Here is a 19,775-nt window from a genome sequence, read left to right on the forward strand (position 1 = left end):
GGGGGAACGCGGGGCTGCAAAGCAGCCCCGGTGTGGTCAGGCGTCGTAGCCGAGGTTCGGCGCCAGCCAGCGCTCGCTCACGGCAATGTCCTGGCCCTTACGTGCGCTGTACTGCTCGATCTGGTCCTTGTCGACCTTGCCCACGGCGAAGTATTGCGCCTGCGGGTGGGCGAAGTACCAGCCGCTGACCGCCGCCGCCGGGAACATGGCGAAGTGCTCGGTGAGGAACACGCCGCTGGGGCCGGTCTCGCCGATCGCGGTGCCGTCGAGCAGGCGGAACAGGGTTTCCTTCTCGGTGTGGTCCGGACAGGCCGGGTAGCCAGGCGCCGGGCGGATGCCGCTGTACTGCTCCTTGATCAGCGCCTCGTTGTCCAGGTGCTCGTCCTTGGCATAGCCCCAGTGCTCCTTGCGCACCTGTTCGTGCAGCCACTCGGCGCAGGCCTCGGCCAGGCGGTCGGCCAGGGCCTTGACCATGATCGAGCTGTAGTCGTCGCCCTTGTCCTGATAGGCCTTGGCCACTTCCTCGGCGCCGATGCCGGCGGTGGTGATGAAGCCGCCGACATAGTCGGTCACGCCGCTGGCCTTGGGCGCGACGAAGTCGGCCAGCGACCAGTTCGGCTTGCCGTCGGGCTTGATGGTCTGCTGGCGCAGGTGGTGAAGGGTGGCCAGGGTCTCGCCGGCGTCACCGTACACCTCGATATCGTCATCGGCCACCTGGTTGGCCGGCCAGAAGCCGAACACCGCGCGGGCGCTGATCAGTTGCTCGTCGATCAGCTTGTCGAGCATCTCGCGGGCGTCCTTGTACAGCGCCGTGGCGGCCTCGCCGACCACTTCGTCGGTGAGGATGCGCGGGAACTTGCCGGCCAGGTCCCAGGAGATGAAGAACGGCGTCCAGTCGATGTACTCGGCCAGGGTGCGCAGGTCGATGTTCTCCAGCACCTTGACGCCGGTGAAGGCGGGCACCGCGGCCTGGTAGGCGGCCCAGTCGTACTGCGGCTTGGCGGCGATGGCCTGGGCGTAGCTCAGGCGCTCGGTGCGGGCGCTGCGGTTGGCGGTGCGCTCACGCACCTCGACGTATTCCTGGCGGGTCTTCTCGACGAAACCGCTCTTGAGCTCCTTGGACAGCAGCTGGGTGGCCACGCCCACCGCGCGCGAGGCGTCGGTAACGTAGATCACCGCATCGTTGGAGTACTTGGGTTCGATCTTCACCGCCGTGTGCGCCTTGGAGGTGGTCGCGCCGCCGATCATCAGCGGCAGGTGGAAGTCCTGGCGCTGCATCTCGCGGGCGACATGGACCATCTCGTCCAGCGACGGGGTGATCAGCCCGGACAGGCCGATGATGTCGCACTTCTGCTCGCGGGCGGTCTGCAGGATCTTCTCCGCCGGGACCATCACGCCCATGTCGACGATGTCGTAGCCGTTGCAACCGAGCACCACGCCGACGATGTTCTTGCCGATGTCGTGCACGTCGCCCTTGACCGTGGCCATGAGGATTTTGCCCTTGGCTTCGGGCTTGTCGCCTTTCTCGGCCTCGATGAACGGGATCAGGTGGGCCACGGCCTGCTTCATGACGCGGGCCGACTTGACCACCTGGGGCAGGAACATCTTGCCGGCGCCGAACAGGTCGCCGACCACGTTCATGCCGCTCATCAGCGGGCCTTCGATGACTTCGATGGGGCGCGCCGACTGCTGGCGGCACTCTTCGGTGTCTTCGACTATGTAGGCGGTGATGCCCTTGACCAGCGCATGCTCGAGGCGCTTGTCGACCGGCATCGAGCGCCATTCTTCGTTCTCGACTTCCTTGGTGGCGCCGCCGCCCTTGTAGTCATCGGCGATGGCCAGCAGGGCGTCGGTGCCATGCGCGGTGCGGTTGAGCACCACGTCCTCGACCTTTTCGCGCAGGTCGGCGGGGATCTCGTCGTAGATCTCCAGCTGGCCGGCGTTGACGATACCCATGGTCAGGCCGTTCTTGATCGCGTGGTAGAGGAACACCGAGTGGATCGCCTCGCGCACCGGGTTGTTGCCACGGAACGAGAACGACACGTTGGACACGCCGCCCGAGCTCAGGGCATACGGCAGGTGGTCGCGGATGTAGGCGCAGGCCTCGATGAAGTCGACGGCGTAGTTGTTGTGCTCCTCGATGCCGGTGGCGACGGCGAAGATGTTCGGGTCGAAGATGATGTCTTCCGGCGGGAAGCCGACTTCGTTGACCAGGATGTCGTAGCTGCGCTGGCAGATCTCGCGCTTGCGCGCGGCGGTGTCGGCCTGGCCGACCTCGTCGAAGGCCATCACCACCACGGCGGCGCCGTAGCGCTTGCACAGGCGTGCGTGGTGCTTGAACTGCTCGACGCCTTCCTTCATGGAGATGGAGTTGACGATGCCCTTGCCCTGGATGCACTTCAGGCCCGCCTCGATCACCTCCCACTTGGAGGAGTCGATCATGATCGGCACCCGGGAGATGTCCGGCTCGCCGGCGATCAGGTTGAGGAAGCGGACCATGGCGGCCTGGGAGTCGAGCATCCCTTCGTCCATGTTGATGTCGATCACCTGGGCGCCGGCCTCGACCTGCTGCAGGGCGACTTCCAGCGCCTCGGTGTAGTTTTCCTCGCGGATCAGCCGGGCGAACTTGGCGGAGCCGGTGATGTTGGTACGCTCGCCGACGTTGACGAACAGCGACTGGCGATCGATGGTGAACGGCTCGAGGCCCGACAGGCGGCAGGCCTTGGGGATGTCCGGGATCGCCCGAGGCTTGTACTTGGCCACGGCCTCGGCGATGGCCTGGATGTGCGGCGGGGTGGTGCCGCAGCAGCCGCCGATGATGTTGAGGAAACCGCTGGCGGCGAATTCCTCGACCACCGCGGCCATCTCGGCCGGAGTCTCGTCGTACTCGCCGAAGGCGTTGGGCAGGCCGGCGTTGGGGTGGGCGGAGACGTGGGTGCCGGCCTTGGTCGACAGCTCTTCGAGGTACGGGCGCAGGTCCTTGGCGCCGAGAGCGCAGTTCAGGCCCACGGAAATCGGGTTGGCGTGGCGTACCGAGTTCCAGAACGCCTCGGTGGTCTGGCCCGACAGGGTGCGGCCGGAGGCGTCGGTGATGGTGCCGGAGATCATGATCGGCAGTTCGATGCCGTCGTCCTCGAACACCTGCTGCACGGCGAAGATCGCCGCCTTGGCGTTGAGGGTGTCGAAGATGGTCTCGATCAGGATCAGGTCGGCGCCGCCCTCGATCAGGCCACGGGTGGCCTCGATGTAGTTCTCCACCAGTTCGTCGAAGGTGACGTTGCGGTAGCCGGGATCGTTGACGTCGGGGGAGATCGAGCAGGTGCGGCTGGTCGGGCCGAGCACGCCGGCGACGAAGCGCGGCTTGTCCGGGGTCTCCAGGGTCTTGGCGTCGGCCACCTGGCGGGCGATGCGCGCGCCTTCGACGTTGAGCTCGTAGACCAGTGCCTCCATGCCGTAGTCGGCCTGGGAAATCTGCGTGGCGTTGAAGGTGTTGGTCTCGAGAATATCGGCGCCGGCGTCCAGGTAGGCTTTCTCGATCGCGGCGATCACATCGGGGCGGCTGAGCAGCAAAAGATCGTTGTTGCCTTTGACATCGCTTGGCCAATCGGCAAAGCGCGTGCCACGATAGTCGTGTTCCTCGAGGCGGTAACTCTGGATCATAGTACCCATGCCGCCGTCGAGGATCAGGATGCGCTCTTTGAGTGCGTTCTGGAGTGCTTGTAAACGAGCGCTGCGGTCGGACATAGGACTACCTGGTCGGGCAAATAACAGAAGGTGCCGAATAATAACAAAGCTGCACGGATTTTAGGCGTATCGCACATTCGCATGAATTTCCCTCATGTTAGCGCGACGCCCCCAACACCTCAGGACCCGCCAGGCACATCGTGATGGCTTCAAGTAACCAGGACATTCGGCACATGCTGCATCGCATACTTGCCAGCGCCTTCGCCTTGCTCATCAGTGGCGCGGCGTTCGGGCAGGCCCCCCAATCGAGCCCTACGATTTCATACACCCGGGATATCCAACCGATCTTCACCGAGAAGTGCGTGGCCTGCCACGCCTGCAACGATGCTGCCTGCCAGCTCAACCTGGGCAGCGCCGAGGGCGCCGAGCGCGGCGCCTCGAAGGTGCCGGTCTACCAGGGCGAGCGCAGCCAGGCGGTACCCACCACGCGGCTGTTCTACGATGCCCGCGACGAAGCGGGCTGGCGCAAGCAGGGCTTCTACTCGGTGCTGGACAAGCAGGGCAGCCAGGCGGCGCTGATGGCGCGCATGCTCGAACTGGGCCACAAGACTCCGCTCACGCCCAACGCCAAGCTGCCCGAAGAGATCGTGCTGGGGCTTAATCGCAACAACATGTGCCCGTTGCCGCATGAATTCGACGCCTATGCCGGCGCCCATCCCAAGGAGGGCATGCCCCTGGCGGTCACCGGCCTGACCGACCAGGAGTACCAGACCCTGCAGCGCTGGCTGGCCGCTGGCGCGCCAGTGGAGAAGACGCCGATCCAGCCCAGCGCGGCAGAGGTGAAGCAGATCGCCGACTGGGAAGAATTGCTCAATCGTCCCGGCTCGACCGAGGCGCTGGTCGGCCGTTGGCTGTACGAGCACCTGTTCCTCGCGCACATCCATTTCGTCGGCGGCGAGCAGGGCCATTTCTTCCAGTGGGTGCGCTCGCGCACGCCGAGTGGCCAGCCGGTGGACCTGATCGCCACCCGCCGCCCCAACGACCCGCCGGGCACCGATTTCTACTATCGGTTGATCCCGGTGCAGGGCGTGATCGTGCACAAGACCCACATCACCTACCCGATGGGGCCGCAGAAGCTCAAGCGGGTCAAGCAGCTGTTCTACAGCGGCGACTGGCACGCCAGCGCACTGCCGGGCTATGGGCCGCGGCACCGGTCCAACCCGTTCGAGACCTTCGAGGCGATCCCGGCGGTGGCCCGCTACCAGTTCATGCTGGACAACGCCGAGTACTTCGTCCGTACCTTCATCCGTGGCCCGGTGTGCCGCGGGCAGATCGCCACCGACGTGATCCGCGACAATTTCTGGGCGCTGTTCCAGGAGCCGGCCCACGACCTGTACATCACCGACGCCCAGTACCGTGGCGAAGCCACGCCGCTGCTGGCCATGCCAGGGCAGATCGACGACGTGGGCAGCGTGCTGAGCCTGTGGCACGCCTACCGCGACAAGCGCAACGAGTACGAAGCCCTGCGCCGTGAAGCCTATGCCGAACAGCCGGCGCCTAGCTGGTCGACGCTGTGGGCGGGCAACGACAACGCGTTGCTGAGCATCTTCCGCCACTTCGACAGCGCCTCGGTGACCAAGGGCCTGATCGGTGACGTGCCGCTGACCATGTGGCTGTTCGACTACCCGCTGTTCGAGCGCACCTACTATCAGCTGGCAGTGAACTTCGACGTGTTCGGCAACGTCTCGCACCAGTTGCAGACGCGGCTGTACTTCGACCTGATCCGCAACGGCGCCGAGGTCAACTTCCTGCGCCTGATGCCTGCGGGCAAGCGCGGCGAGATCCTCGGCGACTGGTACCAGAACAGCGGCAAGGTGAAGATGTGGATGGACTACGAGGACATTGACACCAGCACTCCGAGCGCGCTGAAACTGGACAAGCACGATCCCAAGCGTGACTTCGGCCTCAAGCTGCTGCAACGCACGGGCAGCCTGAACGCCGCCCCGGACCCGATCAACCGCTGCCAGGGCGCCTATTGCTCGCGGCCCGGCCTGTCCGCGGAGTTCCGTGACGCCGAGCAGTCGCTGAGCCGCCTGGTGTCGCGCCCGGCGGCGGGGCTCAAGGTGATCGGCCAACTGCCCGAGGCGAGCATGCTGCGCATCGAAGGGCAGGGCGGCCAGCGCCAGGTCTACAGCCTGCTGCGCAACCGCGCGCACAGCAACGTGGCGTTCCTGCTTGGCGAGGCCTACCGCTACCAGCCGGGGCTGGACACCCTGACCCTGTATCCGGGCGTGCTCAGCAGCTACCCCAACTTCATCTTCAATATCCCGACGGCCGATGTGCCGGAGTTCGTCGAAGACATGGAGGCGGCGCGTGACGACACCGACAAGTTCGAACGCATCGTCATGCGCTGGGGCGTGCGCCGCAGCCATCCTGAGTTCTGGCACTACTTCCATGACCTGAACAGCTACATCAAGCAGACCCAGCCGGTGGAGGCAGGGGTGTTGGACATGAACCGCTACGAGAACCTCTGATCGGTTGGCCGGGACTTTCCCGGCATCCTGCGGTCGGAATCGGTAGGTAGGCCCTGGGCTGCTCTGCAGCCCATCGCCGGCAAGCCGGCTCCCACAGAAGTGCGCGAACCCTGTGGGAGCCGGCTTGCCGGGCCTCAATGCACCGCCGATCACAGGATATTTCATGCTGTATTCGCTTCAGGCACTCCGGGCATTCGCCGCCTGGGTGGTGGTCTGCCACCACTTCATGCAGATCTTCTTCGACTTCCACGCCACCGGCCCCATTGGCCAACTGCTCGCTGATCGCGGCGCGGTGGGGGTGGACATCTTCTTCGTCATCAGTGGCCTGGTGATCTACCTGTCGACCCGCGACAAGGCCATCGCCCCCGGACAGTTCCTGCTCAACCGTGCCTTGCGCATCGTGCCCGCCTACTGGTTCTACAGCCTGCTGATGGCCGTGCTGATGCTGGTCGCCAGCCACTGGATGCCGCACCAGGTGTTCGAGTGGCAGCACCTGCTGCTGTCGCTGCTGTTCATTCCGGCGGAAAACCCCGGTGGCTACGGGTTGTATCCGACGCTCAATGTCGGCTGGACGCTGAACTTCGAGATGTTTTTCTACCTGCTGTTCGGCCTGGCCTTCCTGGTGCGCCAGCGTCATCACCTGTTGCTGGTGACGGCGGCATTGCTGCTGGTGAGCGAAGTGCTGGGGCGCCTGGGTGTGCTCAGCCGCTTCTACAACAACGACATCGTCTACGAGTTCCTGCTGGGCATCGGCCTGGGCGTGCTGTACCGCCGCGGGCTGATCCGCGAAGGCCTGTGGTTGCCGCTGGGCCTGCTCGGCCTTGCAGGGTTCGCGCTCTATCATCTCGACGCTTCGCAGCGCCTGTTGCACTGGGGCCTGCCGAGCGCCCTGGTGGTGCTGTCGTTCATTGCCCTGGAGCCGTACTTCAAGGGCAACCAGGTGCTCAAGGCACTCGGCGACTGTTCCTACTCGGTGTACCTGGTGCATGTGCTGGTGCTGTACGGCGGCCTGTTCATCAGCGAGTGGTTGCGCCTGAACCCTTACCTGGTGTTCGCCTTGTGCGTGCCGTCAATCGGACTAATGTCGTGGCTCAGCTACCAATGGCTGGAACGTGGCCTGTATTGGCGGCTCAAGGGGTGGTTGGCCGCCGGTGCGGCGCGGGAACCGGCGTTGGCGCTATCCCGAGTCAAATGCTAGGACTTTGTTACCCGGCCGGGTTGGCGTACACTGCCGGCAAGTCTGTGAGGAACTTCCATGAGCGCTATAACCATTACCGACGCCGCCCATGATTACCTGGCCGATCTGCTCTCCAAGCAGAACACGCCTGGCATCGGCATCCGTATTTTCATTACCCAGCCGGGCACTACCTACGCCGAGACCTGCATTGCCTACTGCAAGCCGGGCGAGGAGAAGCCCGACGACCAGCCGGTGGGCCTGAAGAGCTTCACCGCCTACCTCGATGCGGTCAGCGTGCCGTTCCTGGAGGACGCGCTGGTCGACTACGCCACCGACCGCATGGGCGGCCAGCTGACCATCAAGGCGCCGAACGCCAAGGTGCCGATGGTCAACGAGGACAGCCCGATCAACGAGCGCATCAACTACTACCTGCAGACCGAGATCAACCCGGGCCTGGCCAGCCACGGCGGCGCCGTGAGCCTGGTGGACGTGGTCGACGACGGCATCGCCGTGCTGCAGTTCGGCGGTGGTTGCCAGGGCTGCGGCCAGGCCGACGTGACCCTGAAGGAAGGCATCGAGCGCACCCTGCTCGAGCGTATTCCCGAGCTCAAGGGCGTGCGTGACGTGACTGACCACAGCCAGAAGGAAAACGCGTACTACTGATCGCCAGTGGTGACGCCATCGCGGGGCAAGCCCGCTCCCACGCTTGGATGCAGCTGCTGCCCAGGTGTGGGAGCGGGCTTGCCCCGCGATGTTTTTCAGGCTTTGTGCATTGATCCCTAGCAACAAAGTGTTACGGATTCAACCCCTGCGACAACCGGTCGCGCCCCGTAAACAAAGGGCTGCAGCCCGATCAACCGGATGTCGGGTAGATGGTGCGGGGGTGGCGTGACAGAATGCCCCGGTTTTCTGGCCGGCCCATCCCAGGGGTCGGCACCTTCCCTGTAAAGGATGGTTCCATGAATGATCTGTTGACCCGGCGCGCGGTTGTCGCCGGGATGGGCGTACTGGGGCTTGGCCTGTTGGCGGGCTGCAGCCCGGCCAGGGGCCTGGACTTCAAGTACGGCAAGAACATGAGCAACGAGATCCTCGGGCGCAAGTTCAAGCTCAAGGACCCGCAAGGCAACGAGCGCACCTTGTCGAGCTTCTACGGCTCGATGCCGATGATCTTCTTCGGCTTCACCCAGTGCCCGGCCGTCTGCCCGACCGCCATGGCGCGTGTGGCGCAGATCCGCAAGATCCTGCGTGGCCGCGACCGCGACCTGTTCCAGCCGGTGTTCATCACCCTGGACCCGGAGCGCGACACCCCCGAGGTGCTCGATGCCTACGTCAAGGCCTTCGACCCGTCGATCGTCGCCCTGACCGGCACCCCTGAGGAAATCGACGCGGTGGCCCGTGAATTCAAGGTGTTCTACGAGAAGGTCCCGGCCGGCGATACCTACACCATCTCTCACTCGTCCACCAGCTACGTCTACGATACCCGTGGCACCCTGCGCCTGAGCCTGGGCCATTCCCTGAACGCCCAGGAATGCGCCGAAGACCTGGTCACCCTGATGGAGATCTGCTGAATGTCGATGCAACCGATCAAGCGCGGCCTGGCCGCCCTGGCACTGATGAGCCTGGCTCTGCCGGCCCTGGCCCAGACCACCGTAAGCGACGCCTGGGTACGCGCCAGCGTGCCGCACCAGCATGCCACCGGGGCCTTCATGACCCTGACTGCCAGCAGCGACAGCAAGCTGGTCAGCGTTGCCTCGCCCGTGGCCAAGACCGTGCAGGTGCACGAGATGACCATGAACGGCGACGTGATGGGCATGCGTGAAGTGAAGGCGGTCGAGTTGCCGGCCGGCAAGGCGGTGAAGCTGGACCCGAACGGCTTCCACGTGATGTTGATGGGCCTGAACCAGCAGGTGAAGGAGGGTGAGCAGGTGCCGCTGACCCTGACCATCGAGGATGCCAAGGGCGCGAAGGAAACCCTGCAGGTGCAGGCTCCGGTGCGTGCGCTCAACGCCGAGGCCGGCGCTGGCCACGACCATATGCACATGAACCACTGATGCAGCACCCATCGCGGGCGATGCGGCGCTCCGACGAGCCTGCTCCCTCGCGATGGTTGTCAGCGGTCAGCTACGAAAACGTGGCAGCGGCCGTTCGATGTTCAGCGAGGTCAGCGTCTTGCGCACCTGGGCGTCTTCGGCCTCGAGTGCCTTGAGGCTGGCGCGGATCTTGCCGGCGGCGGGCACGTCGCCCTGGCGGTCGATCCAGTCGGCGATCTCCTTGCAGGCGCTGCTCAGGCAGGCCTGACGCTGGCTCATCAGCGACAGGAGCGTGGTGATTTCTCGTTCGGACATGGCGGGTTCCTCCGTTCAGCCTTGTGAGTGTAGCAGCGGTCACAGCCCGCACAGGCTAGTCGTGGGCCGCAGATGGCAATGGCGATCAGCGGCAATGCGGGCCCTGTAGTTGTATTCGCTGACCACACCCTCTTCGGTCTAATGCAAGACATCTGTTATTTGCCGAATTTCAGCTCTATGCTGATGTATATACGCCTATCATTTTTGCCAGTTGCCGTCCATCGAAAGCAAGTAGATATTAAGTGCTCGGCAAATTTCCCAGGAGGTTACATGGAGGCGTTTATCCAAGATAACCGCATATCAGTTTTGCTTGGCTCTGATGTGCAGGGTTCATCAATGATCGGTTGTGCGCTAAAAGAAAGTTATGCGGTGAGTTACATGCCGTATGGTTTTGATGCTTTTAGACTCGGGTCTTCTCCTGTTCTGAGGTATAATGCTGAAATTGCTTTGAAGAAAATGGAGCATGTTTACTCTCTAGGTAACGGTTACCGTTGCTACAGCACGACACTCATGCGATTTCTGTCGGCGGACAGTGAGAGCCCTTGGGGGGTAGGTTGGATAAATGCCTACAGTTATTGCGGGTGCGACCCTGTTAATCATATTGATCCTTCGGGTCATGGTGTGTTGAAGTTTTTGGGGAAATTATTCTCTAGAAAAATAAAGAACGACGCCACAGCCACAGCCACAGCCACAGCCACAGCCACAGCCACAGCCACAGCCACAGCCACAGCCATTAATGCTGCCATTGTTACCGCTGTCGCCATTACTACTTCTGCCGCCATTGCCACTCCGCGTAGGTCTAAAGGAGTATTCTTTGGGTATCATGGCACAAGCAAGGAAAATGCAATAAGCATCATGCGCAGTGGGATAAAAGAGTCTAGTAATAGCTTTTTTGTTACAGATACTTTTGTGGGCGCTTCGGGATATGCGCAAAAGGGGGAGCCCGGTGCAGTCTTGGCAGTTGCTACGAATAATTATGAAGTATTGCGTGAACATACTGCTCGCGGGGTCGTTAAGGGTATTTATATTAACCAATTGAAGATAGGTAAGCCCGCTCATAGTACTTTGAGTTTTGAAATGGTCACCTCGGCCGGTAAGGATGCAGATTTTAGCCCATTCATGGGCGAGCAGGAATATGCCTTCTACTGGGTTGAAAAATTTCGGAAACAGCTGTAATCGAATACCTGCTCGTGGCGCTAGAGGCCAGTAAGTAGCTTGGCGCAGTATCAGGCTTTGGCGCTCCGTTCAGTTAAGCGGGTGATCGTCTGCAAGGGAGTATAGGTATCTGGGTCTAGCCCAGCCAGGCTCGCCGATAAACCCCCGGGCTGACTCCATAGGCCTGCTTGAACTGCCGGCTCAGATGGCTCTGGTCGGCAAAACCCAGGGTAAAGGCGACTTCGAGGACGGCTTGGCCGCGTTTGAGCAGTTCCCGGGCGCGTGCCAGGCGGCGCTGCTTGAGCCAGGCATGCGGCGGCAGGCCGGTGGCCTGGCGGAATACCCGGGCGAAGTGGAACGGCGATAGGTTCACCGCGGCCGCCAAGGCCTCCAGCGACGGCGGATCGGCCAGCTGGCTCTCCAGCAGCTCGCGGGCGCGGGCCACGGCCAGCGGTTCGTTGCCGGGGGCGACGGGTTCGGCGCAATGGCCATGGCGCTGCACCAGTGCCAGCACGGCCTGGCGCCAGGCGGTCTGTTGCTCCAGGGCGCTGGCACAGGACTCCGAAAGCCGGTGCAGGTGGCTGAACGTGGCGGCCAGGGCCGGGTCCTGGATCACGCTGTCCTTGAACCGGGGCAGGCCATGGCGGCCCAGTTCCAGTTCGTCGAGCACGCCGGTGACCCGTTCGTGCTCGGGGTAAAAGCCACGGTAGCGCCAGCCGGCCTCGTGGGCGGTGGCGCCAGTGTGCAGCTCGTCGGGGTTGATCAGCACCATGCTGCCCACCGGCGCCAGGTGCTCGCTGCCTCGGTGCCAGAAGCGCTGGGCGCCGGACTCGATCACGGTGAACACATAGCCTTCGTGCACGTGCGGGGCAAAACGCTGCTGGATATAGCGGGCGTGCAGCATCTCGACATCGCCCAGGGCGGGCGCCTGCCACAGGTGGGCCTGTTCACGCAGGGGCGTGGTCATGCCAGCCAGCTGCGCAGGAGGAAGAAGATCAGCATGCTCGCCAGCATGCTCAGCAATACGCTGCGGGTCAACAGCACCAGGGCGATGGCAACCAGTGAACCGAGCAGATAGGGGTTCAGCGGGCTCAGGTCGAGCTGGTGCCCGGGCAGGAAGATGATCGGCCCGCAGATCGCGGTGAGCATGCCGGGCACGGCAAAACCGAGGAACTGCCGCGCGTTGGAGCTCAGGCGCAGGGGTAGGCGCGGTTCGAGGAAGGCGTAGCGGTTGAGGAACACCACCGCGCCCATGGCGAAGATCAGCAGCCAGATCATGGGCGGCCTCCGGAGAACTTCTGGCAGACGAAACCGGCGGTCATGCCCAGCAGGCCGGCGGCGACCAGGGCGGTCTCCCAGTGCCAGTAACTGAACAGCACCGAGCAGAACAGCGACACCGCCACGCACACCACGGTCGGCAGGTTGCGTACCAGCGGCGCGATCAGTGCGACGAAGGTGGCGACGATGGAGAAGTCCAGGCCCAGCTGATCCAGGTGCGGGATGTTCTGGCCGAGGACAATGCCGGCCAGGGTGAACAGGTTCCACGCCACGTAGAAGGTCAGGCCCACGCCCAAGGCGTACCAGCGGTTGAACTGCTGCTGGTCGTGGTGGCTGGTGAGGGCGAAGAACTCATCGGTGAGCAGGAAGCCCAGGCCCAACCGCCAGCGGGTCGGCAGCCCCGACAGCACCGGGCGCATCGACAGCCCGTAGAGCAGGTGCTGGGAGGTCAGCAGCAGGGTGGTGAGCAGGATCGAGAACAGGTTGGCGCCACCCTTGAGCATGCCGATGGCCACCAGTTGCGCGGCACCGGCGAAGACGATGGCCGACAGGCCCTGGCCTTGCCAGGCGCTGAGGTTGGCTTCGATGGCCATGCTGCCGGCGAGCAGGCCCCAGGGGGCAACGGCCACGGACAGCGGCAGGATGGCGATGGCGCCGTGGAGGAACGCTTGGCGGGCGAGGGGTGGGCTGGGCATGGAAGCGGCAACGAATCGACAGGGCAGACAAGCATGCCAGAGGGGGCCGGAGGTGGCTTGAACGATCTTGCTTTGTTGTCGCCTTTGCTGGCCGCGTCAAAGGGCAAGCCCACAGGCTTGAGCAGCGGGCTTGCCCTTTACTTCAACGCAACTCGACCTGCGCGCACAGTCCGCCTTCGGCGCGGTTGCGCAAGGTCAGGCTGCCGCCCATGGCCTGGGTCAGTTGCTGGGCGATCGCCAGCCCCAGCCCGGTGCCGCCGGTGCTGCGGTTGCGCGAGCTTTCGACCCGGTAGAACGGCTTGAGCACGTCATCGAGTTCCGCCTCGGGGATACCGGGGCCATCGTCGAGCACGCGGATCAGCGTCACGCCGTTCTCGCAGCCGACTTCCAGCTGCGCGGCGCCGGAAAACTTCAGCGCATTGTCCACCAGGTTCACCAGCACCCGGCGCAAGGCGTGGGGGCGGGTTTCCAGGGTGGCCTGGGCGCTGCCGCTGCGATTCACCTGCGCGCCGCTGTCCTGGTAGTCGAACACCAGGCTGTCGAGAAAGGCGTCGAGGTTGACCCGGCACGGCGCCTCGGTGCCGCTGTCCATGCTGCGGGCATAGGCCACGCCCTCGCGCACCAGGTGCTCCATGGCGTCGAGGTCGTGCCACAGCTTGTCCTTTTCCAGCCCGTCGTCCATCTGTTCGACCCGCAGCTTCATGCGCGTGATCGGCGTCTGCAGGTCGTGGGAGATGGCGGCCAGCAATTGCATGCGCTCCTTGAGGTAGGCGGCGATGCGCGCCTGCAGCGCATTGAAGGCCACGGCGGCGTAGCGCACCTCGCGCGGGCCGCTTTCGTCGAGCAACGGACCGGGACTGTTCGGGTCAAGGTCGTCCACGGCCTGGACCAGCCGGGTCAGCGGGCCGATGGCCAGGCGCACGGCGAGCCAGGTGCAGGCCAGCAGCACCGCCAGCTGGATCAGCAGCACCACCGGCAGCCAGGTGGCCACCGGTACCGGTGCCGGGGTGACGTCGATGGTCAGCGGCGCGCCGTCGGCCAGGCGCAGGTGGGCCTGGAAATGCGCATTGGGGCCGGGGATTTCCTGGAAGGTCAGGCGGTAGCGGTCGCCGATGGCCTTGACGATCGAGTCGGCGGCCATCGGCGGGTTCTCGCTGGGCATGGCTTCGCCGGACAGCCCCTCGTCCAGTCGGTAGCGGTAGGTGCGCCGTTCCAGGCGCGACAGCCAGGCCGGGCGCTCGGCGGCGGGCAGGCGGTCGAGGATGGCGACCGAGGTCGACACGTCCAGCTCCAGGTTGCTGAGCATCATCGAGCGGCTGCTGACATAGCGCTCGTACGCCTGCAGGCTGAATGACAGGCCATAGGCCAGCACCAATCCTGTGAAAAAGATCAGCGCCAGGCGCGAGGCCAGGGTACGCGGCCACTTCATGCCGGCGACTCCAGCAGCTGCACCGGCAGCGAAAACACATAGCCTTCGCTGCGCACGGTCTTGATGCAGGTGGGCTCGCGGGCGTCGTCGCCCAGGCGTTGGCGCAGGCGGCTGACCAGCAGGTCGATGGAGCGGTCGAAGATGTCCGCCTCGCGGCCCTGGGTCAGGTTGAGCAGCTGTTCACGGCTGAGCACCCGCTGCGGGTGGTCGAGGAATACCCGCAGCAGGCGGTACTCGGCGCCGGATAGCGCCACCAGGGTGCCTTCGCTGTCGAGCAGGTGGCGGGCGGTGGTGTCCAGGCGCCAGGGGCCGAAGGCGATCAGGCGACCGCTTTCGCTGATGGTCAGGTTGGGCGGCAGCATGCGTGTGCGGCGCAGCACGGCGTTGATCCGCGCCAGCAGCTCGCGGGCGGAGAACGGCTTGGTCAGGTAGTCGTCGGCGCCCATTTCCAGGCCGATGATGCGGTCGGTCTCGTCGTTGCGAGCGGTCAGCATCAGCACCGGCGTGTTGCGGTGCTTGCCGGCGCGCAGTTCGCGGCACAGCAGCAGGCCGTCGTCGCCGGGCATCATGATGTCGAGGACGATCAGGTCGACCGTGTTGTTTTCCAGGAAGGCGCGCATCTGCCGGCCATCGGCGACGATGCTGGTGCGCAGGCCGTTCTTCTTCAGGTAGTTGCCGACCAGCTCGCGGATTTCGCGGTCGTCGTCGACGACCAGAATGTGATCGACATGCTCCATCGGGGTGTCCTTGTAGGTGAGGGTTGGGCGCAGTGTACCGAGCGAATCCGGGCTTGCCTGCCACGCTTTGTATTGCAGTGTATCTGGCGCTGCCGTGGATACAGGAGCAAGCACTTCACAGCCTGGGCGGACACAAGCGGGATACCTGGCGGGAGTGAAATGGCCTTACCGGGGAGCGACGCCTCCCCAATGCCAAGACCTCGCATCAGGAGAACCACCATGACTATCAAGACCCTCGCCAGCGCCGCCCTGTTCGCCGCCCTCGGTCTCGGCGCCATCACCGCCCAGGCCAGCAGCACCTCGCTCAACGAGGCCAGCGTGATGCAGTACCGCTACGGCGACAAGCTGGATGTGAAGAAGGTGCTGTCAGTGAAGGATGACCGCAGTGACACCTGCGGCGTGGTCAACACCCGCATGGACTACCTCGACTCCCAGGGCAAGCCGCAGAGCGTCGAGTACCGCTCCTACGCCACCAGTGGCTGCCATGACAACTGAGGCGCGCGGCAAGCGCCGCCTGCTCAAGGCCGGCGGCGTGGCCCTGGCCCTGCTCGGGCTGGGCCTGGCCGGCCACCTGCTGGCCCGCGACAGCTATGGCCCCATGCCTTCGCTGGCCGGGGCCGAGCAGTGGCTCAACTCGCCGCCGCTGGACGGCCCGGCCCTCGAGGGCAAGGTGGTGCTGGTGGATTTCTGGACCTATGACTGCATCAACTGCCGACGCAGCCTGCCGCATGTCAACGACTGGGCGCGGCGCTACAGCGCGCAGGGGCTGGTGGTGGTCGGGGTGCACACGCCGGAGTACGACTACGAGCATGACATCGACAGTGTTCGGGCGCAGGTGCAGCAACTGGGCATCGCCTATCCGGTGGCGGTGGATAACGGCTACCGGATCTGGAACGCCTGGGGCAACCAGTTCTGGCCGGCGCACTACTTCGTCGACCGCAAGGGGCAGGTGCGCCATGTGCACTTTGGCGAAGGCGATTATGCGGGGCAGGAGCGGGTGATCCAGGCATTGCTCGATGAGCAGGGCTGATCCGTTGTCCGTTCCGGCCCTATCGCGGGGCAAGCCCGCTCCCACGACCGCCGTCTAGCAACCTGCGCGAGCTTGCCCCGCGATAGGGCCCGCCCAGGCAGCATCATTCGCCGAGCCGCTGCTCCCGCGACGGCGGATAGCCGAAGTACGCCGCATAGCACTTGCTGAAATGCGATACCGAAACAAAGCCGCAGGCCACCGCCACCTCCATCACCGACAGGTCCGAATACTGCAATAGCCGCCGGCTCTTGGTGATGCGCAGTTCCATGTAGTAGCGCCTGGGCGAGGTACCCAGCTGGGCCTGGAACAAACGGTCGATCTGCCGCCGCGAGCGACCGGAGTAGGCGGCCAGCTGGTCGAGGCTCAGGGTTTCCTCGAGGTTGTTCTCCATCAGTTCGACGATGGTGCGCAGGTGCAGGCTCATGGATTTCTTCGCCCCGGGCCCGACCTGGCGATAGCGCGCGCCGGAGAACGACAGGATCTCTTCCACGCCTTCGGCCAGGGCATCGCCGTACAGACGCCGTACCAGGCCGAGCATCAGCTCCATGGCGCCATTGGGGCTGGCGGCGCTCAGGCGGTCGCGGTCCAGGGTGAAGCTGGCCGGGGTGATGCGCGTCTGCGGACTGATCTCGGCCAGGCTGGCGCGCTGCTCGGGGTGCACGCTGCAGCCGTAGTCGTCGAGCACCCCGGCGCGGCCGAGGAACCAGGCGCCGTTCCACAGCCCGCCGAGGGTCATGCCGTGGCTGGCGCAGTCACCCAGCAGGCGGTCGAGGTCGGGGTACTTCAATGGCGTGCGCAGGCCGCCGCACACCACCAACAGGTCGAGGTCGTGCAGGCTGCGGGGGTCGAGCGGGCTGGCGATCAGTTCCAGGCCCAGGTCGCTGAGCACGCGATCGCCGCCCAGTGACAGCGGGGTGGAGGTGAAACTGTCGGCGCGCAGCAGGTTGGCGGTGACCAGCACGTCCATCGCCACGGTGAAACTGGCCATGGAGAAGTGTTCGAGCAGGACGAAGTCGACGCGATAGGGGCGCTGGTCGCCGGCATCGCCGGACTTGAGCCGCAGCATGTTGCTGGTGCTGGTCTTCTTGCTGAATTGGCGTGGCGTGGGCACTGCGGACTCCGCTTCCTGGCTGGCGGGGTCGAGTGTGCGGTGGGGCGGGGGGAAAGACAACAGGGCGTTGGATGCCGCTGAAAACACAGCGCCCTCTTGAGAGAGGGCGCCGGTCTCTGCCGCGCGGGGGTTAGAAGTCGCCGCGCAGGGTGAACATGTAGCTACGCGGAGTACCGTAGGTGGTGCCGCGGGTCCAGTAGCCCATCGAGTCGAAGTACTTGCGGTCGAACAGGTTCTCGACGTCCACGCCCACGGTCCAGTGCTCGTCGAGCTTGTAGGCGGCACGCGCGTCGAAGATCGCCCGGCCGCTGTTGTACGCCTCGTTGTAGGCATCGACGTAGGAGTTCTGCGCCGAAACGCCACCACCGACGCTCAGGCGGTTCCACTCGCCCGGGAAGGTGTAGTTGGTGTTCACGCGCACCATGTGTTTCGGGGTCTGCGCCGAGATCGGGCCGCCTTCGGACGAGCTGGTGGTGTTGTAGGTGTAGCCAGCCGCCACTTGCAGGCCCGGCAGCAGTTCGCCGGTGGCCTCGGCTTCGAAGCCCTTGCTGCGGTTGATGCCGTCGCCGTTGACCCAGCAGCGGCCGGCCGGATCGGTCGGGCACTTGCCACGGTTGGCGGCGTCCTGTTGGGCCACGTCTTCCTGCTCGATGTAGAAGACTGCGAAGGACACGTTCAGGCGTTTGTCGAACAGCTCGCCCTTGATCCCGGTCTCGTAGTTCGAACCGATCGACGGGTCGAGCACGCTGCCGCTGACGGTGCGGTAGTTGGACTGCGGCAGGAAGATGTCGGCGTAGCTGGCGTACCAGGACCACTGGTCGTTCAGGTCGTAGATCGCACCGACGAAGGGTGTGAATTCCTCGTCCTGCCGGCTGGTGGTCACCTTCGGACCGTTCCAGGCTTCGTTCTTGTACCAGCTCAGGCGACCACCGAGGACGAAGCTCAGGTCTTCGGTGGCGTGCAGGCGGGCGCTCAGGTAGGTGCCGTAGCGGGTGTCGATGGTGTCGTTCTTGGAGTCCCATCCCTGGCGCGCCAGCTCAGGAATATTGCTGTGGCTGGGATCAAACACATCGAGAGGAATAGGGGTGGGCAAGAACTCCGTGGCGTCCTTGTCGTTCATCTTGCGCTTGGACCAGTTGGCACCCAGGGTGAGCTGGTGAGTCAGGCCAAACGCTTCGAAGGTGCCATCCAAGTGGCCGTCGACGGCGTTGGAGGTGACATCGAACTTGTGATAGCTGACGTCCTTGACCACTGGACCACCTGGGGCGCCGTACTCCAGCGTGTCATTCACGCCCCACTCGATGGCGCTGCGGTTGTAACCGCCTTCGGAGTGAGACAGCGCCAGCTTGCCGGTCCAGTTGTCGTTGAATCGATGGGTGAGGTCGGCGAACACCTCGTCCATGTTGGTCTGCAACTTGGTCCAGTCCTGCCCGAGGTAGGTCGAGCGCTTCAGGTGCGGGTTGCTGCCGTCGGGGTTGTTGGGGATACCCAGCACGCTGTAGCCGTCGATGCGCGAGGTCTGGCGGCGCAGTCCGACAGCGACGGTGGTGGCATCGTTGAGGTCGGCCTCGACGATACCGTACAGCAGCGGCCGCTTGGACTTGGTGACATCGGTGAAGTAGCCACGGTCCTCATAGGAGGCGACCATGCGTCCGCGCAGGGTGCCCTGGGGGTTGAGGCGGCCGCTGGCATCCAGGTCCAGGCGGTAGTTGTCCCAGGAGCCGGCGCGGGTGATGACGGAAAAACGCGGGTCGGCGGTCGGGCGCTTGCGCACCAGGTTCACCGCGCCGCCCGGGTTGCCCGCGCCCACCAGCAGGCCGGAGGCGCCGCGCAGCACTTCGACGCGGTCGAAGATCGCCATGTCCGGGGTCATCCAGCCGGTGTAGGCGTAGGCCTGGCCGGGCACGCCGTCGACCATGTAGCTTTCGTCGGTGAGGTCGAAGCCACGGGAGCTGAAGTGGTGGTTGCCATAGCCGCGGTTGGCGCGGGTGATACCGGTGGTCTGGGCCATCACCTGGTCCAGCGAGACCAGGTTCTTGTCGTCCATCAGCTTGCGCGTGACCACGGTGACCGACTGTGGGGTCTCGCGCAGCGATTGCGCGGTCTTGCCGATGGTCACCGCGCCGGTGGTGTAGGAGTTGCTTCCTTCGGTGGTGGCACCCAGCACCTGGCCATTGATGGTGGTGGCGTCCAGGGTCATGGCCGAGCCGGATTCAGCCGCGCCGCTGATGATCAGGGTGTTGTCCTGCACGCTGTAGCGAATCCCGCTGTTCTTCAGCAGCTCCCCAGCTGCCTGGGTTGGCGAGAAGCGGCCCTTGACCGGGCTGCTGCGCAGGCCCTGTACGGTTTCCGGGCTGAACAGCACCTGCAGATTGCCCTGGCGGCCCAGCTCTTGCAGCGCGCTGCTCAGCGATTGTGCAGGGATGTCGAAGTCCTGCTCCTGGGCTTGCACCTGGGCGGCGAGCGGCAGGGACAGGGCGAGGCCGAGGGTGGCCATGGCCGGCGAGGAACGCAGCATCCGGCGCAGCATCAGCGCCTTGCTCAAGGGGGTCAGTGTGTTGGCTGGTAGTGGCATTTTTATGCTCTGGCTCAAGGTACGC

General features: G+C 64.6%; 17 protein-coding genes. 8 read left to right on the top strand and 9 right to left on the bottom strand.

Annotated features, from left to right (window positions below; all coding sequences use genetic code 11):
- Positions 1-36: 36 nt before the first annotated feature.
- Entirely contained in the window at positions 37-3,744 is a 3,708-nt protein-coding gene (metH, locus tag ACVWY1_RS08080; protein ID WP_277503762.1) for a methionine synthase, read from the bottom strand.
- 173 nt (positions 3,745-3,917) lie between these two features.
- Here metH and ACVWY1_RS08085 point away from each other — a divergent pair, with 173 nt between their 5' ends.
- From ACVWY1_RS08085 to ACVWY1_RS08105, 5 genes are all read left to right on the top strand, one after another.
- On the top strand, positions 3,918-6,218 hold the full coding sequence (locus tag ACVWY1_RS08085; RefSeq protein ID WP_102684609.1) for a fatty acid cis/trans isomerase: 2,301 nt from the start codon (positions 3,918-3,920) through the stop codon (positions 6,216-6,218).
- A 163-nt stretch (positions 6,219-6,381) separates the two neighbouring features.
- On the top strand, positions 6,382-7,416 hold the full coding sequence (locus ACVWY1_RS08090; protein ID WP_277503764.1) for an acyltransferase family protein: 1,035 nt from the start codon (positions 6,382-6,384) through the stop codon (positions 7,414-7,416).
- Between the two features lie 57 nt (positions 7,417-7,473).
- The gene (nfuA, locus tag ACVWY1_RS08095; protein ID WP_023630602.1) at positions 7,474-8,058 is read left to right on the top strand and encodes a Fe-S biogenesis protein NfuA; all 585 of its coding nucleotides are present in this window, start codon (positions 7,474-7,476) and stop codon (positions 8,056-8,058) included.
- Positions 8,059-8,354: 296 nt separating this feature from the next.
- Entirely contained in the window at positions 8,355-8,963 is a 609-nt protein-coding gene (locus tag ACVWY1_RS08100; RefSeq protein ID WP_031315095.1) for an SCO family protein, read from the top strand.
- A complete protein-coding gene (locus ACVWY1_RS08105; protein ID WP_038705971.1) occupies positions 8,964-9,446 on the top strand; it encodes a copper chaperone PCu(A)C in 483 nt (160 codons plus the stop codon).
- Positions 9,447-9,512: 66 nt separating this feature from the next.
- Here ACVWY1_RS08105 and ACVWY1_RS08110 read toward each other — a convergent pair whose 3' ends face one another.
- Positions 9,513-9,740 carry a hypothetical protein gene (locus ACVWY1_RS08110; RefSeq protein WP_023630605.1) on the bottom strand — a complete coding sequence of 76 codons (228 nt, stop codon included), beginning with the start codon at positions 9,738-9,740 and terminating at the stop codon, positions 9,513-9,515.
- Between the two features lie 270 nt (positions 9,741-10,010).
- Between ACVWY1_RS08110 and ACVWY1_RS08115 the strand changes: the two genes are divergently transcribed.
- Positions 10,011-10,916 carry an RHS repeat-associated core domain-containing protein gene (locus ACVWY1_RS08115; RefSeq protein WP_457378097.1) on the top strand — a complete coding sequence of 302 codons (906 nt, stop codon included), beginning with the start codon at positions 10,011-10,013 and terminating at the stop codon, positions 10,914-10,916.
- Positions 10,917-11,031: 115 nt separating this feature from the next.
- Here the strand turns inward: ACVWY1_RS08115 and ACVWY1_RS08120 are convergent, their stop codons facing one another.
- The 5 genes from ACVWY1_RS08120 to ACVWY1_RS08140 form a co-directional block, all read right to left on the bottom strand.
- Entirely contained in the window at positions 11,032-11,862 is an 831-nt protein-coding gene (locus tag ACVWY1_RS08120) for an AraC family transcriptional regulator (protein WP_277503771.1), read from the bottom strand.
- A complete protein-coding gene (locus tag ACVWY1_RS08125; protein WP_102685400.1) occupies positions 11,859-12,173 on the bottom strand; it encodes an AzlD domain-containing protein in 315 nt (104 codons plus the stop codon). The genes ACVWY1_RS08120 and ACVWY1_RS08125 overlap by 4 nt, the downstream gene beginning before the upstream one ends.
- Positions 12,170-12,868 (bottom strand): AzlC family ABC transporter permease, encoded by a 699-nt coding sequence (locus tag ACVWY1_RS08130; protein ID WP_258598044.1) that lies wholly within the window; start codon positions 12,866-12,868, stop codon positions 12,170-12,172. Before ACVWY1_RS08130 ends, ACVWY1_RS08125 begins: the two co-directional genes overlap by 4 nt.
- Positions 12,869-13,010: 142 nt before the next feature.
- Entirely contained in the window at positions 13,011-14,297 is a 1,287-nt protein-coding gene (locus tag ACVWY1_RS08135) for a sensor histidine kinase (protein ID WP_046855863.1), read from the bottom strand.
- Entirely contained in the window at positions 14,294-15,034 is a 741-nt protein-coding gene (locus ACVWY1_RS08140; RefSeq protein ID WP_046855862.1) for a response regulator, read from the bottom strand. Before ACVWY1_RS08140 ends, ACVWY1_RS08135 begins: the two co-directional genes overlap by 4 nt.
- 219 nt (positions 15,035-15,253) lie before the next feature.
- Here ACVWY1_RS08140 and ACVWY1_RS08145 point away from each other — a divergent pair, with 219 nt between their 5' ends.
- Positions 15,254-15,529, top strand: a complete 276-nt coding sequence (locus ACVWY1_RS08145) for a DUF2790 domain-containing protein (RefSeq protein WP_139670899.1) — start codon at positions 15,254-15,256, stop codon at positions 15,527-15,529.
- 19 nt (positions 15,530-15,548) lie between these two features.
- The gene (locus tag ACVWY1_RS08150) at positions 15,549-16,064 is read left to right on the top strand and encodes a thioredoxin family protein (protein WP_431197023.1); all 516 of its coding nucleotides are present in this window, start codon (positions 15,549-15,551) and stop codon (positions 16,062-16,064) included.
- 103 nt (positions 16,065-16,167) lie between these two features.
- On the opposite strand, the gene ACVWY1_RS08155 is transcribed toward ACVWY1_RS08150, so the two are convergent.
- A complete protein-coding gene (locus tag ACVWY1_RS08155) occupies positions 16,168-17,175 on the bottom strand; it encodes a GlxA family transcriptional regulator (RefSeq protein WP_277503781.1) in 1,008 nt (335 codons plus the stop codon).
- Between the two features lie 130 nt (positions 17,176-17,305).
- On the bottom strand, positions 17,306-19,750 hold the full coding sequence (locus tag ACVWY1_RS08160; RefSeq protein ID WP_198754546.1) for a TonB-dependent siderophore receptor: 2,445 nt from the start codon (positions 19,748-19,750) through the stop codon (positions 17,306-17,308).
- Between the last annotated feature and the right edge of the window lie 25 nt (positions 19,751-19,775).

The sequence above is a fragment of the Pseudomonas sp. TE6288 genome (assembly GCF_054062095.1).